This is a genomic window from Hymenobacter duratus, from assembly GCF_014698995.1.
Taxonomy (GTDB): domain Bacteria; phylum Bacteroidota; class Bacteroidia; order Cytophagales; family Hymenobacteraceae; genus Hymenobacter; species Hymenobacter duratus.
The window spans coordinates 335,135-358,117 of sequence record NZ_JACWZZ010000001.1 but is presented as its reverse complement, the minus strand read 5'-3'; the positions used below and the strand labels follow the sequence as shown (position 1 = coordinate 358,117).

Genomic DNA, 22,983 nt, shown 5'->3' with positions numbered 1-22,983 from the left:
GGCTTCTCTTTCATCAGCCTTCAGAAGCCGTGTAGCGCACAGCGCAATCTGTGCCACCCAACCCAACCTATCTGAATACCCTTCTTCGTATGAAAAGACGTGATTTTGTAGGCCTTACTGGCCTGGCCACTGGTGCCCTGTTTGTGCCCAGCATTCCGGGCTTCGGCAACGGCACTAGCGTAGATACGCTGCGCCTGCTGGATGCAGCCGACGACCCGGCCATTAAGAAGCGCTTGGCCGATGCGGCTCTGAATGCCGCCAAAGCCGCCGGCGCCACCTATACCGATGTGCGCATCGGGCGCTACCTCAATCAGGGCGTGTTCACTCGCGAAAAGCAGGTACAGAACATCGTCAGCACGGAGAGCTACGGCGCAGGCATCCGGGTTATTGCCAACGGCACCTGGGGCTTTGCCTCCACCAACATCGTGACGGAAGCCGGCATGGCCAAAGCCGCCCAGCTGGCCGTAGCCATTGCCAAGGCCAACTCGGTGGTGCAGAAGGAAAAGGTGCAGCTGGCCCCGCAGAAAGGCTTCGGTGAAGTGAGCTGGAAGGCGCCTATTCAGCAGAACGCCTTCACGGTGCCCATCAAAGACAAAGTGGATCTGCTGCTAAATGCCAACGCCAAAGCGCTGGAAAATGGCGCTTCGTTCGTGAATTCGGTGCTGTTCCAAGTAAATGAGCAGAAGTATTTTGCCTCTACTGACGGCTCCTACATCGACCAGGACATTCACCGCATCTGGCCCACGTTCGGCGTCACGGCCATTGATCGGGCTTCGGGCAAGTTCCGTTCCCGCCAGGCGTTGAGCGCGCCGATGGGCCTGGGCTACGAGTACCTCATACCCAAGGCTGCCGACAAGATTGCCGGCCCGGCCGGCTCCGATGTGTTCGGCTACCGCAACAGCTACGACATGCTGGAGGACATTGTGCGGGCCACCAAGCAGGTGAAGGAAAAGCTCACGGCCAAGAGCGTGGTGCCCGGCAAATACGACCTGGTACTCGACCCACACCACCTGGGCCTGACCATCCACGAATCGGTGGGCCACCCCTTGGAGCTGGACCGCGTGCTGGGCTACGAAGCCAACTACGCCGGCACCAGCTTCGCGACGCTGGAGTGGAAGGCCAAAGGCACTCCCTATGGCTCCAAGCAGGTCAACATTGTGGCCGACAAGCTGCAGCCCGGTTCGTTGGGAGCGGTTGGTTACGACGACGAAGGCGTGAAAACCAAAGAGTGGGACCTGATTAAAGAAGGCAAGCTGGTGGATTACCAAAAAATCCGGGACCAAGCGCACATCGTGGGCCAAAAGGAGTCGGATGGCTGCTGCTACTCGCAGTCGTGGCAGGATGTGCAGTTCCAGCGCATGGCCAACATCAGCCTCAAGCCCAGTCCTACAAAGATGAGCGTGGACGACCTGGTGAAGGGCGTGGACAAAGGCATCTACATTGCCGGCAACGGCTCGTTCTCCATCGACCAGCAGCGCTACAACTCGCAGTTCGGCGGGCAGGTGTTCTACGCCATCGACAAAGGCAAAATCACGGGCATGCTCGAAGATGTGGCTTACCAGACCAACACGCTGGAGTTCTGGAACAGCTGCGCCGGTAGCTGCGACGCCTCCGACTACCGGTTTGCAGGCTTCTTCAACGACGGCAAGGGCCAGCCTTCGCAAAGCTCGGCCGTGAGCCACGGCTCCAGCACCACGCGCTTCAACGGCGTCAACGTCATCAATACGGCCCGCAAAATCTAAGCGCGGCTGCTACTGCTCATGCTACAACGGCCTGCTGGAATCTACCCGGCAGGCCGTTGCTTTATCATCTGAATTTTCTAATATTTATCAGCCCTCCGCACAACCTTCACCGGCTGTAGCGCATCTGTCGGTTGATTCCGCTTGCCGGCTCTGCCGGGCTCACTCTCTTTCCCACCATTTTTCACCCCAAACACCTTGAGAAGACGTGATTTTGTGGGGCTTACCGGTCTGGCGGCCGGGGGCCTGTTGCTCCCGAGCCTGCCCGGCATGGGGGGCATTTTTGTGGAGCCCGACCAGCTGCTCGACGTCATCGACCCGGCCCTGAAAAAGCGGCTGGCCGATGCGGCCCTGAACGCGGCGAAGTCGGCTGGGGCCAGCTACACCGATGTGCGGATCGGACGCTACCTGAATCAGTACGTTTTCACGCGTGAGAAGCAGGTGCAGAACATTGTTAGCACGGAGAGTTTTGGGGCGGGCGTACGGGCGCTGGTAAACGGCGCCTGGGGCTTTGCGGCCACCAATACCGTGACGGAAGCCGGCCTCGCGGAAGCCGCCCGCACGGCCGTAGCCATTGCCAAAGCCAACCAGAAGGTGCAGAAAGCACCCGTGCAGCTGGCTCCGCAGAAAGGCTACGGCGAAGTGAGCTGGAAAACGCCGATTGAGAAGAATTTCTTCGAGGTGCCCGTGAAGGAGAAAGTAGACCTGCTGCTGGCCGCCAACGGCAAAGCGCTGGAAAACGGCGCCAGCTACGTAAACTCCGCGCTGTTTCAGGTGAACGAGCAGAAGTATTTCGCCAGCACCGACGGCTCCTACATCGACCAGGACGTGCACCGCATCTGGCCCACCTTCGATGTGACGGTGGTAGACCGCACTACCGGCAAGTTCCGGTCGCGCGGCGCTATGGCCTCGCCCATGGGCCTGGGCTACGAGTACCTGACGCCTCGCGCCAGTGATAAGATGGCCGGTCCGCAGGGCACCAGCGTTATCGGCTACAAACAGCGCTACGACATGCTGGAAGATGCCGCCCTGGCCGCCAAGCAGGCCAAAGAAAAGCTCACTTGCAAGAGCGTCGTGCCAGGCAAATACGACCTGGTGCTCGACCCCTCGCACCTGGGCCTCACGATTCACGAATCGGTGGGCCACCCGCTGGAGCTGGACCGCGTGCTGGGCTATGAGGCCAACTACGCCGGTACTTCCTTCGCGACGCTGGAGTGGAAGGCCAAGGGTGCGCCGTATGGCTCGAAGCTCGTGAACATTGTGGCCGACAAGCTGCAGCCGGGCTCGTTGGGCGCGGTCGGCTACGACGATGAAGGCGTGAAAACCAAAGAATGGGACCTGATAAAGGAAGGCAAGCTGGTAAACTATGAGAAGATTCGGGACCAGGCGCACATTGTGGGCCAGACGGAATCAGATGGCTGCTGCTACGCCGACTCCTGGAGCAGCGTGCAGTTTCAGCGCATGCCCAACGTGAGCCTCAGGCCCGGCAAGGAGAAACTGAGCGTGGATGAGATGATCAGCAAGGTGGACAAGGGCATCTACATTGCCGGCGAAGGCTCCTACTCCATCGACCAGCAGCGCTACAACTTCCAGTTCGGTGGCAAAGTCTTCTATGCCATTGAGAAAGGCAAAATCACGGGGATGATAGAGGACGTGGCCTACCAGGCCAACACGCAGGAATTCTGGAACAGCTGCGCCGCCATATGCGACGCCTCCGATTATCGGTTCCTGGGCACCTTCTTCGATGGCAAAGGCCAGCCCAGCCAGATATCCGCCGTGAGCCACGGCTCCAGCACCACGCGCTTCAACGGCGTCAATGTCATCAATACGGCCCGCAAAATCTAAGTATTCAGCTCATTCACAATGGCAATTCTTTCCAAAGACGAAGCCCAGGCTATCCTCAAAAAAGTCCTCAGCTTCTCGACTGCCGACGAGTGCGCCGCCCAGCTCAATGGCAGCACTACCGGCAATATCCGCTACGCCCGCAATGCGGTAAGCACGGCCGGTTCTTCTAGCGACGTGAGTATGGTGGTAGAGGCCCGATTCGGCAAGCGGGCCGGCGTGGCTACCTGCAACCAGTTCGATGACGCTACACTGCGCCGCTGCGTACAGCGGGCTGAGGAAATTGCGCGCCTCGCCCCCGAAGACCCGGAATACGTGCCCATGCTAGGCCCACAGCAGTTTCTGACGCCCATCACCTACGCCGCCAGCACCGCCGCCATCAGCCCCGATTTCCGGGCCCAGGTAGCGGCCGACAGCATTACGCTGTGCGAGAGCCGCAAGCTCACGGCCGCTGGCTACCTCGAAGACGGGCCCCGGTTTGTGGCCATCCGCAACAACAGGGGACTCGAAGGCTACCAGCAGTCTACCAACCTCGACTTTTCCGTGACCGTGCGCACCGCCGACGGCACCGGCTCGGGCTACGCCGTGGGCGACTTCACGGACGCCGCGAAGTTCGATACCAAAGCCATGACCAAGCGTGCAGCCGACAAAGCAGCTGGTTCAGTAGCAGCCAAAGCCATTGAGCCTGGCAAGTACACCGTGATTCTGGAGCCCGCCGCACTGGTATCCGACGAAGGCATTCTGAACCGGCTTATCTACGCGCTTGATGCGCGGGAAGCCGACGAGGGCCGTTCGTTTCTGAGCAAGAAAGGAGGCGGCAATAAGCTGGGCGAAAAGATGTTCGATTCACGCGTGACTATCTACTCCGATCCGCTGAACGCCAGCGCTCCCGGCCGCGTGTTCGACGGCGACGGCCTGCCCGTGAAGCGCATGACGTGGATAGAAAAAGGGGTGATGAAGAACCTCTACTACTCCCGTTTCTGGGCCGAAAAGAACAAAAAGCCAGCCACGGCTTTTCCCAGCGGCTTCGTGATGGAAGGCGGCACGCAAAGCGTCGAGGATTTGATAAAGGGCACGGCCAAGGGCATCCTGATTACGCGCCTGTGGTACATCCGCGACGTTGATCCGCAGACGCTCCTCGTGACGGGCCTCACGCGCGACGGCACCTTCTACATCGAGAATGGCAAGATCAAGCACCCCATCAAAAACATGCGCTTCAACGAAAGCCCGGTGATTATGCTCAACAACATAGAGGCCATCGGCAAACCACAACGCTTGGGCGGCAACATGGTGCCCCCGCTCAAAGTGCGCGACTTTACGTTCACGAGCCTCTCCGACGCGGTGTAGCAAACGTTGGGTAGCACAGATAGAACCCCCGCTTTTCGGCTGGAAAGCGGGGGTTTTATTTAGTGTATCTGCTATGGTTATTCGTCGCCGAACCGGATGCCGATATAGCCTTGGATGACGCGGTTTTTCAGACGTGGGTCGTTGGCACCGTTCAGGTCGCGCACATCATTGATATCGTTGAGGCCGGCCGTATAGCGCGCCCCCAGAATCAGGTGGCCGACTTCGATGCCGGCTCCGGCTGCCAGGGCGAAGTCGGTTTTCTTGTAGTTGCTGTCGGCGGGGCGGTCTACGGGGCCGTAGCCATCGGCAGCGCTGATGCGCAGGGTGCCATCTTCACGCGCCCCAAGCAGCACGCCAAATTGCGGGCCGGCTTCGGCAAACACAGGGCCTACCTTCACGCGGGCCAGCACGGGCACATTGAGGTAGTGCAGCTTGGTTTCGTAGTTGGCTACGGTGGAGCGGAACTCCGAGCCCTGCAGCGAGTAGAGCACCTCCGGCTGAATAGACAGCGGCCCCAGCACCGGAATCCGGGCAAAAATTCCGGCGTGAAAAGTCGTTTTGTAGCGCGTTTCCATCTCAATGTTTTGTCCATCGAGTATCGCGCCATTGATTCCGGCCTTGATTCCGAATTGCGCCTGGGCGCTGGTAGCGGCCAATAGCGGCAGCAGAAGTATCAGAAAGTTAGCTTTCATAGTGGGAAGCAGTTTACTGATGCAGAAGCTCTTAACGTAAAACACAGGTCCCGCGCATACATTCACGGCCCACAACTTTTGGTCAACAGCTTCCTAAGCACCATTCGGAGAGTATTTTGCCACCCAAGCCACCTTGCCGCCACCGCCGTGTCTGTAGCTGTTAGCTACCGCAAGGCTTGTTCCCCGTCACCTCACTCCCTCGCTTCCGACGCCGCCCACAACGCCCTGAGGGAGACCATCAAGGGCTGCCTCATCACTTCACAACCATTCGCCTCATCACCCTCACTAAATGCCCGCTCCCTTCACCTTTGTGCGCCTGCAATACCGTTCCGGCGACTGGGACGGCGTGGACGAGCGGATGCCCACCAACCTGCTGCACTCCCTGATTCAGTACACTAAAATTCCGGTGAACCAGAAGGAGAAAGTAGTGGCTCTGGATTCGGTGGAGCTATTTCGCTACCCGTTCTGCTACCTGTCGGGGCACAAGCTGGTGCAGTTTTCGGCGCAGGAAAAGAAGAACTTCACCCAGTACGTGCGCAACGGCGGCTTCGTGTTCGTGGATGACTGCAACCACGACATTGACGGGCTGTTTGCGCGCTCCTTTGAGGAGCAGATGCGCCAGTGTTTCGGGGCCGGCGCGCTCAAGAAAATTGCCAAGACGCACCCTATCTACTCGCAGTTCTTCAAATTTCCGGATGGGCCGCCGCCTACCAGCTTTGAGCTCAATGGCTGGGGCGACGACCTAGTGCACGACTACCTGAAAGGCATCGAAATCAACGGCCGGCTGGGCGTGCTCTACTCCAACAAAGACTACGGCTGCGAGTGGGACTACGACTTCCGCAACAAACGCTTTCTGGCTGAAGACAACACCAAATTCGGCGTGAATATCCTGCTCTACGCGCTTACAGCGTAACGGAAAATTTCGGCTTGTTTAGAACCGGAAGCCCAGCCCCAGGCGTCCGTCAAAATCGGTCTGGTGCGTGTCGTAGTAGGCCTTTTGCTCGGTCTGGTAGCCACCATAGGGCGCTGCTTTAAACTTGTCCTGCCCCACGTGCTGCCAGCTCATCAGGCCGGCCGACACATCCAGGAAGAACCGACTGCCGGATTTAACCGAACCCTGCCATCCTAGCAACGCCCCGGCACCTACAAACCGCCGCTGTTGCGTTGGCTCGTAACGGCCCGACAGTTTCACGGTGCGGAAAGCCGCTGCCGGGGCCAGATAGAAACCGGCCAGGGCCTGCGTGCCCCGCTGCGGGCGGAAATAGTAGCGCCCCTGCACCGATACGCCGGCTTTGCGCTCCGAGGAGCTGCCGCCATTCAGGAGGCCCTCGCCTACCACGCTAAACCGGGCGCCAACCTGCCGCTCGTAGGAAACCAGAATCGGAAACAGCGTGCCGCCATTGCCCAGGGCCGTATTGGCAAAATTACTGGCCAGTACCCCGCCTACATCAAACCGCACGGCGTTGTGAAAACCCTCGGCCGGGGCCATCGGCTTGGCCTTGAGAGAATCGGGTGTGTTGCTGCTGAGCAGAAGCGGCTGGTCTGTTGGCTGCTCGTATCTTAGTTGCGCCGGGGCCACTGGACTGGCGCTAGCCAGCAGGCCAGCGCTGGTTTCAGAGCCGAAACTGGCGGCAGCCAGTTCCTGGCTTGGCAACCGCTGGCCCAGTACACGCGGATTGGCTGGTTCGTGCTCCTGCGCCAAAGCTGCAAAGGCGGGCAGTGATGCAGCCACTAGTACGAAAAGCCGTTTGTAGGAGTGCTGCCGGAAATTGGTAAATGAGTTCATGACACGAGACAGAGAGAGTGGATAAGGATGAGTCAAATGTGCGCGAGTGGCAGCCCGTCGGCAAACCATTCTCGCCCTGAATCAGACTTTTCACCACCTGCCATTTTCGCTCTACCATACCTTTTAAGGCAGCAACCACCGCTTAGAATCAGACTTTACACGCCTTCTTTTACGTTCCTCTTTTCGTGATTTCAACCGAACAAGACGTTACCCGCCTGCTTGCTAAGCTGCCGCCACTACGCCAGGAAATTGCCAAAGTAATTGTGGGGCAGGAAGCCGTGCTGGATGAGGTGCTGGTAGCGCTGCTCGCTGGCGGCCACGCGCTGCTAGAAGGCGTGCCAGGCCTGGCCAAAACACTGCTCGTACGCACGCTAGCCCAGGCCACCGACCTGCCCTTCCGCCGCATTCAGTTTACGCCCGACCTGATGCCGACTGATATTCTCGGCACCGAGATTCTGGAGGAAGACCACGGCACCGGCCACCGCTCGTTCAAGTTCAACGAGGGGCCCATTTTCGCCAGCCTCGTGCTGGCCGACGAAATCAACCGGACGCCACCCAAAACGCAGGCGGCGCTGCTGGAAGCTATGCAAGAAGGCCACGTGACCTATGCCGGCCAGGAGCACGCGCTGCCCAAGCCGTTCTTCCTGCTGGCTACCCAAAACCCCATCGAGCAAAGTGGCACCTACCCGCTGCCTGAGGCCCAGCTCGACCGGTTTCTGCTCTACATCCGCATTGGCTACCCTACGGAGCAGGAGGAGCTGGCGGTGCTGAGCGGCACGACTGGCACGGCGCGGCCGGAAGTGCGCCCGGTGCTGGCCGGCGAGGACGTACGGCAACTACAGCAGCTGGTGCGGCAAGTGAGCTTGAGTCCCGAGTTGCTGGCCTTTGTGAACCGGCTGGTGCGAGCCACGCGCCCGGCCACGTCGGAGGTGAAATTCATCCAAGACTATGGCCGCTGGGGTGCGGGCCCGCGGGCCGGCCAGGCGCTGATTCTGTGCGCCAAGGCCCGCGCCCTGCTGCAGGGCCGGTTCGCGGCTACCCTCGACGATATCCGGGCGCTGGCTCCGGCCGTCCTGCGCCACCGCGTATTGCTCAACTTCAATGCTGAAGCCGAAAACCTAACCGCCGATGATGCCGTGCGGGAGCTGTTGAAGGCGGTACAGGTATAGGGGCGACGCTTGCCCCCGCCCTCGTTGAACGATTCCTACCGCAACGGTTCCAGCGCCAGTTCCACGATGGCGGGCGGGGGCAAGCCCCGCCCCTACACTGCCCGGCCCTTACTACTCAACCAACCACATGCTCAGCCCCGAACTCCTGCACGCCTTACAGAATCTGCCGCTGGCGGCCCGGCAGGCGGCTGAAGGGTTTCTGCACGGCCAGCACTTGAGCCGGCGCAAAGGCGCGGGCATGGAGTTCAGCCAATACCGCCCCTACCAGCCCGGCGACGACCTGCGCCGCCTCGACTGGCGCTTGGCGGCCCGCTCGGATAGGTATTATCTGCGCGAATCGGAAGTGGACACCAGCCTGACCGTACATCTTGTGCTGGATGCTACCGCCAGCATGAATCACGCCGACGACAATGGCCTCACCAAGCTCGACTACGCCCGGCTGCTGCTGGCGGCCTTGGCCTACCTGGCTACGCAGCAAGGCGATGCTGTGGGCCTAACCATTCTGCACCCGGCGGGCCTGCGCCATCTGCCGCCCCGTGCCGATGCCCGTCAGTTGCCGCGCCTCTACCATGCCCTCGAAACGGCGGAGGCTACCGGCTCTTTTCCTTCCCTCGAAACCCTTGCCCCCCTCACGGCCCGCCGCCAGCGTGCCCTGACCATTTGCGTAAGCGACCTGTACGAGACGGATGCGGAAATAAATAGCTTGCTCACGCGGCTGCGGGCGGCTTCTGGCGAAGTCTTACTCCTGCACCTGATGGCCCGCAACGAACTGGAGTTCAGCTTCCGTGGCGCCGTGACGTTTGAGGATCTGGAAACCGGCCAGCGCTTGCAGCTCAACGCCGACCAGCAGCGTGCCGGCTGGCAGCAGCAGCTGCAGGAGTGGCTGCGTGAAACGGCCCGGCAGGCCCGCCGCCACGGCTTCGATTACCATCAGCTCAGCACTGCCGAACCCCTCACCCAGGCTCTGCGCGAGTTCCTGCGCCGACGCGACAAGGCCCTTATGTAGCACCAGCCGCTGGGTTATTGCACTAGAACATCCACTCCTGATGGCGCTTCCCTTTGGGAGTTACTTGCGGTTCGCGCAGCCTTAGTCCCTTACTTCCGACCTTTCTACCAGCAACTCATTCACCCTTCCTTGCCCGCGTTTCTCTTTCACCATGCCACCGCCGGATTGCTGGCCCTATTGGGGCTGGCGGTACCAGTGGCCATTCACCTCTGGAACCGGCGGCCGGGGCGCACGGTACGAGTAGGCAGTGTGCGCTGGCTGGAGGCTGCCGCCAATCGCCGCCTGCGCAATCTGCGGCTCGAACAGGTGTGGCTGTTGCTGCTTCGGGCTGCCTTGGTGGCGTTGCTGGCGTTGGTGGTAGCAGATCCGGTCTGGATGCGGCCCCGGCCAGCGCAGGAGGCACGCGGAGTGGTATTGCTGGCCCCCCAACTGTTGCATCCCGATGTGCTGCCGGCCCTGCGCCCTTCTCTCGATTCGTTGCGGCGGCAAGGCTACTCGTTGCGGCTGTTTGCACCAGGCTTCCGGCCGGTTTCTGCTCATGCCTGGAATCAGCCAGACTCCTTACGGCAACTGCTCACTTTAGCTCGTGTTGCCGATTCTGCTACAACTGTGGCTGACGATTACTGGGCCCGTGCCCGGCAGGCAGCTGACTCGTTTCCGGGCCGACCACTGCACCTTATTACCGGGGCCGCGTTGCCGTATTTCATCGGGGCTCGCCCAGCGCTACCGGCTCGCCTGACGTGGCAAACTGTGCCTTTACCCGATTCGGCCGTCTGGCTGGCGCAGGCTTGGCAGCCTCACCCCGACACCTTGCGGCTGCTCGTTGGCCGCAGCCAGGAAGAAGGCACTGTCTTTCGTACTGTAGCCCTGCGCCATCCTCGCACTGCCGGTCGCCTGTCGGTAGCTGCCCTGCCCGGTTTGGAATACGTGCCAGGCCCGAAACCTGTGCTACAACTCGCCGGCCAGCCAGCTGTTGCCATCCACACAGCACCGCTACGGGTAGTCTTGTATGCTGATGCCGCACATGCTGCGGCCGAGCGCTATCTGCGGGCGGCGCTACGGGCCGCCGCGCTGGGCCTACACCGGCCTCTGGATCTGCGCACCGCCACGCCCACCGCCCCGCTGCCGAACCAAACCGACTGGTTTTTCTGGCTGAGCGACCAGCCAGTTCCGGCCGGCTTGCTGCGGCAGGTCCGGCAGGGCGGCAACCTTTGGCAGGAAGCCCTGAAAGGCAGCCTCGTAGATACCCGACTGGATGTAACCGGGCTGGCTGATGCAGCTCCTATTGCCATTCGGCGGCTCGATACCAGCACGGTAGCACGCCAGACCATTTTGTGGCAGGCCGGAACGGGGCAGCCGGTTTTGCTGCGCCAGCCGCTGGGCCAGGGCCGCCGCTACCACTTGCGCACCCGCCTGCAAGCGGACTGGACCAGCCTGCCGGAAAGCCCCGTGCTGCCTACGCTGCTCCTGCAGCTGCTCCGCTCCGAATCGGAACCCGCCGTAGGTATTACCGCTCACGATTTGCGGCAGCTTGATCCGCGTCAGCTCGGTGCTCCGGCTTCTGTAGCGGCTCCTGTTTCAAACGCTCCGGCCACCATCCAACCCGCTCCTCAGGCAGTAGAGCTACGGCCTGGGCTGCTACTGGCGGCGTTGTTGTTGTTTGCGCTGGAACGCTGGCTGGCGCGTCGCAGATCAGTTTCCCCTTCTTCCTCGTCGCTATGAGCACGGTTGCTACTTCTATCCCAGCCGGCTCTCAGGTGCTGCAGAGCATAGCCCGCCAGGAGGCGAACCGGCGCACAGTGGCGCTGTTGGTGCCGGTAGGTGCAGGACTGCTGGCCGTTCTGGCCTGGGCACGGCACTGGCCGCAGATGTGGCCGGCTGTTGGTACAGGGCTACTGCTGGTGCTTTTTGGCACCGCGTATGGCATTTACCGTGTGCGTCAGCTGCGGCTGGCGGCCGTAACCCGCCGCCTCGACCGGCTGCATCCGGCGCTGGAAGACAGCACCGGCTTGCTTCTGCACAGCTCAACGGAGCCGCCCCTGAACCTGCTGGAACAGTTGCAGCAGCAGCGTGTGCACACCCGATTGTTGGAGCTGCAGCAGAGTGAGCGGCAACTGCTACCGTTTTCGTGGCGGTTGGCGGGCTGGCTCACAGGTGTCCTGCTGCTGGCAGCGGCCGGCAGCTGGCTCTACAGGCCGAGCCAGGCAGCAACAACAGCGCCGAAGCTGGCGGTGCATTTCCCGGATACTCCAACGCCCGCACAACCTGGCAAACCAGCTCCGCCGCAGCTCCTGGAAACCCGTATTCTGGTGCAGCCGCCGGCCTACACGCGTCGCCCGGCTTTCGCGCCCGCCAGCCTGTCGTTCAGCTGCCCGGCCGGCTCACGGGTCCGCTGGACGGTGCGGGTCTCGCGGGCTGGCGCAGCGGCGCCAGTACTGGAGCTGGGCCGGCAGCGCCTGACATTTCAGCCGGTAGCAGGCCAGCCGCTGGAGTATGCCGTAGAACTGCCAGTGGCAGCCTCAGGTCTGTACCGGCTGCGGTTCGCGGGCAAGACGTCTGATGATTACGCGCTGGAAGTGCTACCCGACCAGCCGCCCGTCGTCCAGATTCAAACCCCGAAACCTTATACTCTCATCGAGTTCGGCCAACGCCCTCAGGTAGCCATCCGGGTGGCGCTGCGCGACGAATATGGTCTGCAGGACGCGCAGTTGGTCGCTACCGTAGCGCAGGGCCAGGGCGAGGCCGTGAAATTCAGGGAAGTAGTGACGGACCTGAGCCGTGGCCTGCGCGGCCAGCCCCGCCAAGCCACGCTGTCCTCCCTGCTGCGGCTGCCGGCGCTGGGCCTCACTTACGGCGACGAAGTGTATTTCTATGTGCGCGCCCACGACAATGCCCGTCACCTCACCCGCTCCGACACCTACCTCGTGCAGTGGGAGGATACGACCGTGCAGGACGGCCTCACAGATCTGTCGCTGAGCGTGAACGTGGTGCCGGCCTATTTCCGCAGCCAGCGCCAGATCATCATCGACACGGAAAAGCTGATGGCCGAGCGCGCTACTTTGCCGGCCGCCACCTTCGCCGACCGTGCCAATAACCTGGGCCACGACCAGAAAATTCTGCGCCTGCGCTACGGCAAGTTTCTGGGTGAGGAGTTTGAAGGCAGCATTGGAGAAACAGCCGCTCCGCCAGCGGCTGAAAAAGACACGACGGAGGAACACGACGAGCACGCCAACGAAAACCCCGCCGAACATGCCGCCCACGACCATGGCACCGATGACCACAGCTCACCTAGCGGCTCCAGCAACACGCAGGAGCTGATGGACCCGTACATCCACAAGCACGACGACTCGGAAACGGCCGATTTTCTGGAGCCGGCCGTGAAAGCCAAGCTGCGAGGCGTGCTGAACCAGATGTGGGAGGCAGAGCTACGGTTGCGACTGGCCAAGCCTGCCGAAGCCCGCCCATTTGAATACCGCGCGCTGCGACTTCTGAAGCAGGTGCAGCAGCAAACTCGGGCCTTCGTTCGGAAGTCGGGCTACGAGCCACCCGTGCTGCCCGAAGCTACCCTGCGCCTTTCCGGCGACCTGGCCGGCACAGCAGTACCGCGCATTTCCCGGCAGCTTCCGGCGCCGGCAGGCCAGCCGGGAATAAGAGCAGCGGTGCGGTTGCTGGCTGCTCTGCAGGCAGGCCAGGCAGCCACTCCTGCCGATGCACTGGTGCTGGAACGGGCCGGGCAGGCCGTGGCGCAGGCGGCCCTGCAGCGCCCAGGAGCCTATCTACCCGCCTTGCGTGCCTTACGCCAACTCACCACCGACATTCGTGCTGGAAGAACGGTCTGCCAACACTGCTTTGCTCCTTCTGAGAAGGCACTGGCGACTTTACTGCCGGCCCCACCCGCTGCGCCGGCTCGCCCGCCCCGCCCCGACCGGCTGGGCCAACGCTACCTGCAAGCACTATGATAGTGTATATTCTCCTGATAGCCTGCTTGCTGCTGGCGCTAGGCCTAGCCGTGGCCGCCTGGAAACGCCCCGACCCACGCCGTCGGGCGGCCCGCATCCTGGCCAGTATACTAGCTGTGGCGGCGCTCTGGCTAACGGCATACCCGCCTCATAGGACCAGCACTGTTCCGCAGGCCGAAGCCATCCTACTCACTTCCGGTTATCAGCCTGATACGCTCAGTGCCCTGCTACGCCGACTTGGCCCTGCCACCCGCATCTGGCACTATCAGCCTAATACGTCTGCTGCCGTTCGCTCAGACACGCCCTCAGTTGCCCGTCTCGGCATTTTGCGCGAGCAGCAGCCTGTGTTGCGCCAGCTGCACGTGCTGGGCACCGGGCTTCCGCCGGCCGTAGTGCCAGAACTGGGCTCGATACGCATGATACCGCACACACCACCGGCTTTCACGGGCTTTCGGACAGCCTACTGGAACCGGAGCGTAGAGTTAGGGCAGCCGCTGCTGCTGGAAGGATTTTTCACCAGCTCGGCCCGGACTGCTGTCTGGGTGCGCCTGCAGTCGGCCGGCGCCACGCAGGATTCGGTGCGACTACCGGGCGGGCGGGGTGCTTTTCGGCTGCGCTACACCCCCAAAGCGGCCGGACGCCTGGTCGCCACGCTTTCGGCTGGCCCTACTGCGCGCCTGCTGGCCCAGGAGCCGGTACCGGCCGAAGTGCTGCCTACCAGGTCGCTTCGGGTGCTGCTGCTGGCTGCCACACCTTCCTTCGAGCTGAAATTCCTGAAAAACCACTTGGCTGCGCAGCAGCACGCGGTAGCATGGCGGGCGGGTATCAGTCGGGGCCTTACCCAGACCGAGTTCAGCAACCACGCCGCCACCGACCTCAGCCGCCTGACTACTGCCCTGCTTGCCCGCTATGATGTGCTGATAGCCGATGCAGCTGTATTAGCCAATTGTGCCCCTTCAGAAGCGCAGGCGCTACGTTCAGCGCAGCGCAACGGCGGCTTAGGGCTCATCCTGCTGGCTGAATCGGCTACGCTGCCCAGAGCAGCACTTGCTCCGGGCATTCGGGTGCAGATGCAACCGGGTGTCGGCATCGACCGGCCGCGCCGCTTAGCAGAAGTGGCCGCTACCGCAGTGGTGCCTGCTACGCTGCAACTCAACGGCACGGCGCAGTCCCTGTTTTCGGTGGCTGGCCTGTTCCGACCGGTAGTAGCCGCTCAGCGCCTGGGCCAGGGCACTGTAGTGGTGTCTGCTTTGCCTGAAACGTATCCGTGGCTGCTGCAAAACACGCCTGCACTCTACAGCACCTACTGGAGCCGGCTGCTGACTGCCGCTGCCCGCCCGGCCGAGTACTCCTCCCGTTGGACCGTGGTTACACCGTGGCCGCGCTTGGGTTTGCCAGTCACGGTGCAGCTTAGCGCTACTGCCCGGCCAACCCGAGCGCCAGTGGTTTCCGATGCTACCGGAAAACCTTTGGCACAGTTGGCACTGCTGCAGGATACCGGCCTTCCGGAGTGGAATACAGTTACCTACTGGCCCGCACAAGCGGGCTGGCAGCAGTTGCAGCGCCCGGGGCAGGCAAATCAGTGGGTCTATGTCTTCGGTAAGAACCACTGGCTGGGGCCGCAGCAACAAAGCTGGGCGCAGATGGCTTCATCGGCGCAGAGCGCGCCCGGCAAACCGGCACTCTTGGTAGTGACCATTGCCTGGCCGGCGGGGTGGTTTTTTGCGTTGTTTGTCTTGGCAGCCGGTTTTTTGTGGCTGGAAGAGAAGCTTTAGTTTCCATCAGTAGCTCCTTCCACAAACGCAAAACGGCCTTCATAGGCCGTTTTTGCATGGAGTACACTGCAAGTTGTCTAGTAGCGGATATCAGGGTGCCCGCCCAGTTTCGCGTCGTCGGCGTCCCCAATCAGGTAATCCCCAACCTTATATACGGTATTAGTTATGGGCACCAGCACCTGCTCACGCTCAGCGGCTGGTTTGGCCGTGGGCGTAGTGGTCGTATCTGCTCCTTCAAGGGGAGTAATATGGCTGGAATGAGGTAGCGCGACTGACACGATAGGGTGGTATAAAGAAACTGCTATTACTAAATTGTTAGAGGCAGAGAGCAAAGGTTGCATTTTAAATATCAAATACTTCAATATTCAATGACTATTTACACTCCGATTTTGAACATATCCAAAAAAAGGCCGGTTTCCTGCAGGAAACCGGCCTTTCTATAAGAGACTGACTAAGGTCAGTCTCTGGCAATTACTTCTGCTCAGTGGTGGTCGTCGTCGTGGTCGACGAAGCCTCGGTAGTAGCAGCGGGAGCCGTGGTAGCAGCAGCCGTGGTATCAGCCATCATAGCCGTCGAGTCCGTAGTAGCGGGAGTCGTGGTTTCTACGGTACCGGTTTCTGTGGTGGTGGTTTCTTCGGTAGTAGCAGGCTTCGACTCGCAAGACGACAGAGCTACGGCGAAAAACAGAGCAGATACCTTGAGAAGGTTCTTCATGGTTGTGGTAAGTTTGAAAAATTTGTCTGAAAACCCCCTTCATACTCCTGAAGGAAGAAGGTAACCCAGAACATAAATATTTTTTTGAGCGGGTTACTTCACCCCGCTCAAGGTATTAAAGACCAAAGTGAATGGCGAAGGCCACTGCTTCCTACACCGATGACGAATTCGTGGCGGCCATCCGCCGCGGCGACGACCGGGCCCTGGCTCAGCTCTACCGGCTGCACCTGCCCATGGTTTCGCACTACGTGCTGCAGAATAGCGGTACCGAAGACGAAGCCAAGGACGTCTATCAGGAGGGCATCATGGTGTTTTATGAGAAAGTACGCGACGGCTCGCTGGAGCTTAGCTGCCAGATCAAAACCTACCTGTATGCTGTCTGCCGCCGGCTATGGCTCAAGCGTCTCACCGAGAAAACCCGTTTCGGCGGCCGCCTCGATGACCACGAGCCGTATCTGGAAACCGGCGCTGAAGCCGACCTGCTGGAAGCGGAGGAACGCGACCGGCGCTTTGCCACCATGGGCGAGGCGCTGGAACGACTCGGGGAGCCCTGCCGTTCGCTTTTGGAAGGCTTTTACCTGCTCGACAAGTCGATGCAGCAACTTACGGCAGACTTCGGCTACACCAACGCCGACAATGCCAAGAATCAGAAATACAAGTGTCTGGTGCGTTTGAAAAAACTGTTTTTCACCCATTACAAGGAAGAAGAATCGTTCTGACATCTCGCCTCTGACCTGCCAACGCGGACCTCACCCACCCGCTTTACTCCATGATGACTGAAGCTGACTATTACGCTTTATTTGAGGCTTACCAGCACGGCGAGCTAGCTGCTCCGGCGCGCACCGACCTGGAGCGTCGGCTGTCGTCTGATCCGGTGCTGGCGCAGCGCTACGCTGATTTTGCGGACCTAACCTCTACGCTGAGCAGCTACGGCCAGCGGCTGAGTACGCGCCGCAAGCTGCGCGCCATTCAGGCCGATCTGGATGCTGAGCAGGCAGTGAAGCTGACAGTTGACGACGAGGTACTGGAAACCGGCAATCCACAGATGCCGCAGCTCCACATTTCGCGCACCGAGCAGAAGTTGCGTGAGTTCTGGCATGGACACCGGGCTACCATGATGGTAGCTGCTTCGGTGGCGGTGCTGGCCGTATTCACGACGCTGCTGGGCCTGGAATGGTGGAAAGCCCGCCAGCAGCCTACCCAATACGGCTACACGGTGCTGCGCCGCGACGTGGACCGCATCAAGCGCACCCAGCGCGTGATGAACAAGGCCATCAACCAGATTGGCGCGTTGCCGGCAGCCATCAACCCCGGTAAGTTCAGCGGCACAGGCTTCGCCCTCACCTCAGATGGCTATATCGTGACGAGCTACCACGTCATTCAGGGAGCTGACTCGCTGCTGATTGAGGGCCGCGACCGGCAGCGGTACCGCGCCGAGCCCGTCTTCTCTGATGTAGCCCACGACTTGGCTATCCTACGCATCAAAGACCGGAACTTCAGCGGTTTTGGCCGCCTGCCTTACTCGTTTAAGCGTGGCACGGCTGAGCTGGGCGAGAAAATCTACACGCTGGGCTACCCACGTGAAGACCAAGTATACAACGACGGCTCGCTGAGTGCCCGCACGGGTTTCGAAGGCGACTCAGCTTTCTATCAGATCAGCATTCCGGTGAACCCCGGTAACTCGGGCGGCCCACTGCTTGATGACCGAGGCAACCTGATTGGCATCATCAGCGGCCGGCAAATGGACGTGCAGAGCGCGGCATTCGCCACTAAGTCGTCGTACCTGATGAAGCTGGTGGATTCGCTGAGTTCCATGAACTCGGTGCAGCCCTACAACCTGCCACGCACCAACCAGCTGGCCGGCAGCTCCCGCCCCCAACAGATCCGGAAGCTACAGGATTACGTGTTCGTGGTGAAAGTGTACGAATGATATTCTCCGCTGAAGCGGCCTGAAATACGATAGAAAGCCCTGCCTCTCCGGCAGGGCTTTTTTTGTGCGCACAGCCGACCGGCAGTGTGCATTCTAGCAGTCAGCTGTGTGGGCTTATGCAGGAAAACACCCTGCTTCATTAAACTTTCACTATATGCGCAAGTCCTTAGGATAGAGCCTTGAAAACAACGAACTTACCTGCCTAGTACCAAGCCGTTTCCGGTCTGACTTTACCGCTACACTTTTCCACTTCCCGCCTATGGACCGTAGAGCTTTCCTCCGCAAGCCGGCCACCACGCTTACTGCTTCAGCTGCCGCCGTACTGGAGCGGCCTCAACCTTCCGGCACCCTAACAGGGGACGACGAAACGGTAAGCCGATATGCCAATACCAAGCTGCCCACGGCTGCTCGTTCTACGGCGGGCCTCAGCCCATATGTTGGCCCCTGGAGCTACGCGCAGGCGGCACATCTGCTTCGGCGTTGCCTGTTTGGCCCCAATCGTACCGAAATTACCACGGCTGCCAGCCAGTCTCTGGCACAGGTAATGAACACCTTACTGGCTGCCCCACCCGCACCCGCGCCGCCACTTAATGTATCTGCTACCGATACCAGCGTGGCTATCGGGCAGACCTGGGTGGCTCAGCCGTTTGATCAGAACTTTGAGGGCGTGCGCCGCACGTCGCTCCGCTCCTGGTGGATGGGGCAACTGCTGGGGCAGGGGCCTTCGCTGGTGGAGAAGATGACGCTGTTCTGGCACAACCATTTCGTAATTGAACTGGGCGACATCAACGACGCGCGCTACGGCTATCAGTACTGCGCCTTGCTGCGCCAGCATGCGCTGGGCAACATTCAGCGTCTGACCGAGGACATTACCGTGGCTCCGGCCATGCTGCGCTACCTCAACGGCAACCAAAGCACGGCTACCGCCCCCAACGAAAACTACGGCCGTGAGCTACTGGAGCTGTTTACGGTGGGCAAAGGCCCGTTGATTGGTCCCGGCAACTACACTACCTATACCGAGGATGACGTGCAGGCCGCCGCCCGCGTGCTCACGGGCTGGCGCGACAATGCCACCACGCAGGCAGGCTACTTCACGGCCTCGCGGCACAGCACCACGGCCAAGCTCTTCAGCAGCGCCTTCCAAAATACCACCATCACTAACCAAGGCGACCAGGAGTACAAGGCGCTGATTGCCCTGATTTTCGCGCAGGTAGAAACGGCGCGTTTCCTGTGCCGCAAGCTCTACCGTTGGTTTGTGTACTATGTTATTGATGCCACGGCCGAGGCCCAGGTGATTCAGCCGTTGGCGCAGCTGCTCATGCAAAACAACTACAACGTGGCCCCTGTGCTGCGCACGTTGCTGTCGAGTGAGCATTTCTTTGATGCCGTGAACATGGGCTGCGTTATCAAAAGTCCGCTCGACTTTACAGTGGGGACTGCCCGGCAACTGCAGATAGCCTTTCCGGCCAGCATCAGTCTCACGGGGCAATACGCTATGTGGAACTACCTGAACAGCGTCACGAATCTGCAGCAGCAGTACCTCGGCGACCCGCCGAACGTAGCGGGCTGGCCTGCTTACTGGCAGACGCCGCAGTACTACGAAATGTGGATAAATGCCGTGACGCTGCCCCGCCGCAACCAGTTCACGGACCTGATGATCAGCACCAACGGCTACACTACTAGCGGCGCCACCATCAAGATAGACCCAATTGAACTGGTTCTCACGCTGCCGCCTGCCACGGCTGCTGACCCTAACCTGCTGATTGCGGAACTGGCCCGGCTACTCACGCCCATCGAACTGACTACCAACCAGCTCACTTTTCTCAACGACACGCTCCTGCCGGGTTTGCCCGATTTTGAATGGACCGTGGAGTGGCAAGAATACCTGGCGGCCCCTACCAACGCCACCAAAAAAGCTGCCGTTCGCACCAAGCTGCAGGCCCTGCTGCGCCAGCTGATGGGACTGGCAGAATATCATCTTAGCTGAGGAGTAACCGAGGAGCTGCCCCTGCGCAGGCCCGTGCCAGGCACAGGCCACGTGGGCAGAGCAGCCGCCACCCTTTACTCCGTTACTCTCTCACTCAGTTACCAGACGACGCATGAAACGCAGACATTTCCTCCAGACTACTGCCACGGCTACGGTGCTTCCCACGCTGCTCGGCGGTCTGCCCATTGGGGCCTATGGCTTCTCGCCGGAGCTGTTCGACATAACGGGCGGCGCAACACAAACCGACCGGGTACTGGTGCTGATTCAGCTGAACGGCGGCAACGACGGGCTGAACACGATTATCCCAACTGACCAGTACGCGGCCCTCCTAAATGCCCGCGCCGACATTGCCATTCCGCAAAACCAGGTGCTGCCGCTTAGCGCCGTAACGGGCATTCATCCGGCCATGGCAGGCGTGAAAAACCTATTCGATGATGGCAAAATAGGCGTGGTACAGAGCGTTGGTTACCCCAACCCCAATTACTCGCACTTCCGCGCCACCGACATCTGGACTTCCGCTTCCGACTCCAATGTCACTATCACCTCGGGCTGGGCCGGGCGCTACCTCAACTCGGAGTATGCCAACTACCCCACCGGCTACCCCAGCGCCACCAACCCCGACCCGCTGGCTATCAGCATCGGGTCAGTAGTCAGCAACTGTGTGCAGGGCCCCGCCGTGAACATGGGCATGGCCATTGCCAGCACGGCCTCGTTCTACCAGCTGCTGTCGGGTGGGGTAGATGTGGCGCCCAACACACCAGCCGGGCACGAGCTGACCTTCATCCGGCAGGTGATTTCGCAGACGCAGGTGTACACCACTGCCATTCAGGCGGCAGCAGCCCGGGCCCGCAACCTTTCGCCGCTCTACCCCACGGCTGGCCAGAACTCCCTCGCCGATCAGCTCAAGATAGTGGCGCAGCTAGTGGCGGGCGGCCTGCAAACCCGCATCTACGTCTGCAACCTCGGCGGCTTCGATACGCACGCCACCCAGGTTCCTACCACGGGCAGCACCACAACGGGCACTCACGCTACACTGCTCGGCAAAATCTCGCAGGCGCTGGAGGCGTTCCAGGATGATTTGCGCCGCCTGACGGTGCAGGACCGGGTGGTGGGCATGACGTTTTCGGAGTTTGGGCGCCGCATCAAGGCAAATTCCAGCAAAGGCACCGACCACGGCGCGGCGGCTCCGCTCATCGTGTTTGGCACCAGTGTCAACCCCGTCATTCACGGTGCCAATCCGGTACTACCTGCTAATGCCGGCGTGAACGACCAGGTACAGATGCAGTTTGACTTCCGGGCCGTATATGCCAGCCTGCTCAAAGACTGGTTCCGGGTGCCACAGGCTACGCTCAATGCCCTGCTCCCCTCCAGCATCGGGCAGTTTCCGTACATGCCCATCATCCGGCCCAGTGTGGTGGCAGGCACCAGCGCCGCCAACACTAGTGTGGCGGCGTTCAGTGTGTATCCGAATCCGGTGCGGGAACGGGCCACGGTAGAATTTGAAAGTGAAGGTGGCCACGTGCAGGTGGTGCTTTACGATGCGCTGGGCCGCGAAGTAGCGCGCCTCCTCGACCGAAAACTCCCTGCCGGCTTGCGCCAGATTCCACTGGATGCCAGCGCCCTGGCAGCCGGTTCCTACAATTGCCACGTGCAGGAAGGCCAGCGGGTCAGCTCCCGGCTGGTAGTAGTGGAATAGCTGAACCAGCACCGCGTTTTCACTACGGTTGACCTTGTAAGAAGTCAACGCGCCAGCGCGTTTGATTTTTTTGTTTTTTCGGTTGAAAAACCCGCTACCGGGGCAGCCCGGCGGCGGGTTTTCGCGTATAGTCCCTCCGAAGCCGCCAGCGGCTTCAGTTTGTTTCACCGTTCCTTCGACCCTCCGCTTTATGGCAAACCAACTCTCAAACGTGGAAAAAGAAATCGAGAAGATTCTGCCCGAAGACATCATCAATGCCCTGCAAAGCGGCTACAAAGTATTCCAGGGAGAGTCCGACCAGCTCGACGACTTAATTAGACACAGCGGCATTCTACTGAAAAAAGCGTCGCAGCGCTTCACTACCACCCAGCTTATTCTCGGTATTGCGGGCATTGCCGTCGTTGCCATCATTGCCGCCAAAAAGGCTGCCGATGCCATTTCTGATGATGACACCGACACTTCCGAAGACCACAAACACACTAGCGCCAAACCAGCGTAATGCTGGTAGGCTCCACAAAAAAGCCCCTCATGTAAAAGATGAGGGGCTTTTTTGTGTCCGTACGATGTGCTTATCAGGCGGCGGCCAGCACGTCCGGGTCGTTGTGAGCGGGTGAGTTCACACGGGTTGTCAAAGCGTATTCGCGCATCAGATCCGTAGGATAAGGCTGGAGCAGGTGCTGATGGTCAGATAGGCTCACTCTATCATCCAGCCAGGCTAGCTCTGCCTCGCGGCCCTGCAAAATCACGGGCATACGGTTGTGGATAGAGGCCATCAACTCGTTGGGCTCGGTGGTGATGATGGTGAACGTAGGGCGCACTTCGCCGGTCTGGCGGTCTATCCACTCGTCCCAGAGGCCGGCAAAGGCAAACGGCTCCTCGTTCTGTAGCAGAATGCGGTGGGGCACTTTGCCGGCGGCCGTCACCTGCCACTCATAAAAACTATCGGCGGGCACAAGGCAGCGGCGGCGCTGCAGCAACTGCCGGAAAGAAGGCTTGTCGGCCAGTGTTTCGGCACGGGCATTAATAGGTTTGGGTGCGGCTTTCAGATCTTTCACCCAGCCCGGAATCAGGCCCCACTGCAACAGCTGAATCTGGCCGGGCTCGGTGTTCAGAATCACCGGGAGTTGCTGCGACGGGGCGGCATTGTAGTTCGGCGCGGCCTCCGCTTTGAAAGTAGCCTCGAAGCGCTTTTCGAGTACAGGGCGAGGGGCAGTAGTAGTATAGCGGCCACACATAAGCTGTAGAAAATTAGTGGTTCAGAAGACAGATACCTTACCTTTCTAGTAACGCCATATCGAAAGACTGAGTTCGGCTTTTGGGGCATGCGCCGGCTCATTTTCA

The 22,983-nt window shown here is 60.5% G+C and carries 19 protein-coding genes; 14 read left to right on the top strand and 5 right to left on the bottom strand.

Going from position 1 to position 22,983, the window contains the following annotated elements:
• Positions 1–89 precede the first annotated feature (89 nt).
• The 3 genes from IC231_RS01500 to IC231_RS01490 all read left to right on the top strand — a co-directional run bounded on the left by IC231_RS01500 (position 90) and on the right by IC231_RS01490 (position 4,928).
• Positions 90–1,742 (top strand): TldD/PmbA family protein, encoded by a 1,653-nt coding sequence (locus IC231_RS01500; RefSeq protein WP_190782856.1) that lies wholly within the window; start codon positions 90–92, stop codon positions 1,740–1,742.
• Between the two features lie 195 nt (positions 1,743–1,937).
• Positions 1,938–3,584, top strand: coding sequence for a TldD/PmbA family protein (locus IC231_RS01495; RefSeq protein ID WP_190782855.1), 1,647 nt, complete (start codon positions 1,938–1,940; stop codon positions 3,582–3,584).
• A gap of 18 nt (positions 3,585–3,602) precedes the next feature.
• A complete protein-coding gene (locus IC231_RS01490) occupies positions 3,603–4,928 on the top strand; it encodes a TldD/PmbA family protein (RefSeq protein WP_190782854.1) in 1,326 nt (441 codons plus the stop codon).
• 77 nt (positions 4,929–5,005) lie between these two features.
• Here the strand turns inward: IC231_RS01490 and IC231_RS01485 are convergent, their stop codons facing one another.
• Complete coding sequence (locus tag IC231_RS01485) at positions 5,006–5,620, bottom strand: porin family protein (RefSeq protein WP_190782853.1); 615 nt, start codon at positions 5,618–5,620, stop codon at positions 5,006–5,008.
• Between the two features lie 289 nt (positions 5,621–5,909).
• Between IC231_RS01485 and IC231_RS01480 the strand changes: the two genes are divergently transcribed.
• Positions 5,910–6,533: a DUF4159 domain-containing protein gene (locus IC231_RS01480; RefSeq protein WP_190782852.1), complete on the top strand. Its 624-nt coding sequence runs from the start codon at positions 5,910–5,912 to the stop codon at positions 6,531–6,533.
• An 18-nt stretch (positions 6,534–6,551) separates the two neighbouring features.
• Here IC231_RS01480 and IC231_RS01475 read toward each other — a convergent pair whose 3' ends face one another.
• A complete protein-coding gene (locus IC231_RS01475) occupies positions 6,552–7,406 on the bottom strand; it encodes a hypothetical protein (protein WP_190782851.1) in 855 nt (284 codons plus the stop codon).
• Positions 7,407–7,591: 185 nt separating this feature from the next.
• Between IC231_RS01475 and IC231_RS01470 the strand changes: the two genes are divergently transcribed.
• From IC231_RS01470 to IC231_RS01450, 5 genes are all read left to right on the top strand, one after another.
• A complete protein-coding gene (locus tag IC231_RS01470; protein ID WP_190782850.1) occupies positions 7,592–8,575 on the top strand; it encodes an AAA family ATPase in 984 nt (327 codons plus the stop codon).
• A gap of 127 nt (positions 8,576–8,702) precedes the next feature.
• The gene (locus IC231_RS01465; protein WP_190782849.1) at positions 8,703–9,581 is read left to right on the top strand and encodes a DUF58 domain-containing protein; all 879 of its coding nucleotides are present in this window, start codon (positions 8,703–8,705) and stop codon (positions 9,579–9,581) included.
• Between the two features lie 129 nt (positions 9,582–9,710).
• Positions 9,711–11,303, top strand: coding sequence for a BatA domain-containing protein (locus IC231_RS01460; protein WP_190782848.1), 1,593 nt, complete (start codon positions 9,711–9,713; stop codon positions 11,301–11,303).
• Positions 11,300–13,540, top strand: coding sequence for a DUF4175 family protein (locus IC231_RS01455; protein ID WP_190782847.1), 2,241 nt, complete (start codon positions 11,300–11,302; stop codon positions 13,538–13,540). Before IC231_RS01460 ends, IC231_RS01455 begins: the two co-directional genes overlap by 4 nt.
• Positions 13,537–15,315, top strand: coding sequence for a hypothetical protein (locus IC231_RS01450; RefSeq protein ID WP_190782846.1), 1,779 nt, complete (start codon positions 13,537–13,539; stop codon positions 15,313–15,315). The genes IC231_RS01455 and IC231_RS01450 overlap by 4 nt, the downstream gene beginning before the upstream one ends.
• Positions 15,316–15,392: 77 nt before the next feature.
• Here IC231_RS01450 and IC231_RS01445 read toward each other — a convergent pair whose 3' ends face one another.
• Both IC231_RS01445 and IC231_RS01440 read right to left on the bottom strand, forming a co-directional pair.
• Positions 15,393–15,593: a hypothetical protein gene (locus IC231_RS01445; protein WP_190782845.1), complete on the bottom strand. Its 201-nt coding sequence runs from the start codon at positions 15,591–15,593 to the stop codon at positions 15,393–15,395.
• Between the two features lie 193 nt (positions 15,594–15,786).
• A complete protein-coding gene (locus IC231_RS01440) occupies positions 15,787–16,029 on the bottom strand; it encodes a hypothetical protein (RefSeq protein WP_190782844.1) in 243 nt (80 codons plus the stop codon).
• A gap of 131 nt (positions 16,030–16,160) precedes the next feature.
• On the opposite strand from IC231_RS01440, the gene IC231_RS01435 reads away from it, so the two are divergent.
• From IC231_RS01435 to IC231_RS01415, 5 genes are all read left to right on the top strand, one after another.
• Positions 16,161–16,748, top strand: a complete 588-nt coding sequence (locus IC231_RS01435) for an RNA polymerase sigma factor (protein ID WP_185887981.1) — start codon at positions 16,161–16,163, stop codon at positions 16,746–16,748.
• 50 nt (positions 16,749–16,798) lie between these two features.
• Positions 16,799–17,959, top strand: coding sequence for a S1 family peptidase (locus IC231_RS01430; protein WP_190782843.1), 1,161 nt, complete (start codon positions 16,799–16,801; stop codon positions 17,957–17,959).
• 259 nt (positions 17,960–18,218) lie between these two features.
• Positions 18,219–19,946, top strand: coding sequence for a DUF1800 domain-containing protein (locus tag IC231_RS01425; protein ID WP_190782842.1), 1,728 nt, complete (start codon positions 18,219–18,221; stop codon positions 19,944–19,946).
• A 112-nt stretch (positions 19,947–20,058) separates the two neighbouring features.
• Positions 20,059–21,642, top strand: a complete 1,584-nt coding sequence (locus IC231_RS01420) for a DUF1501 domain-containing protein (RefSeq protein WP_190782841.1) — start codon at positions 20,059–20,061, stop codon at positions 21,640–21,642.
• Between the two features lie 190 nt (positions 21,643–21,832).
• Positions 21,833–22,141, top strand: coding sequence for a hypothetical protein (locus tag IC231_RS01415; RefSeq protein WP_190782840.1), 309 nt, complete (start codon positions 21,833–21,835; stop codon positions 22,139–22,141).
• 73 nt (positions 22,142–22,214) lie between these two features.
• Here IC231_RS01415 and IC231_RS01410 read toward each other — a convergent pair whose 3' ends face one another.
• Positions 22,215–22,877: an SOS response-associated peptidase gene (locus tag IC231_RS01410; RefSeq protein ID WP_190782839.1), complete on the bottom strand. Its 663-nt coding sequence runs from the start codon at positions 22,875–22,877 to the stop codon at positions 22,215–22,217.
• Positions 22,878–22,983: the final 106 nt, after the last annotated feature.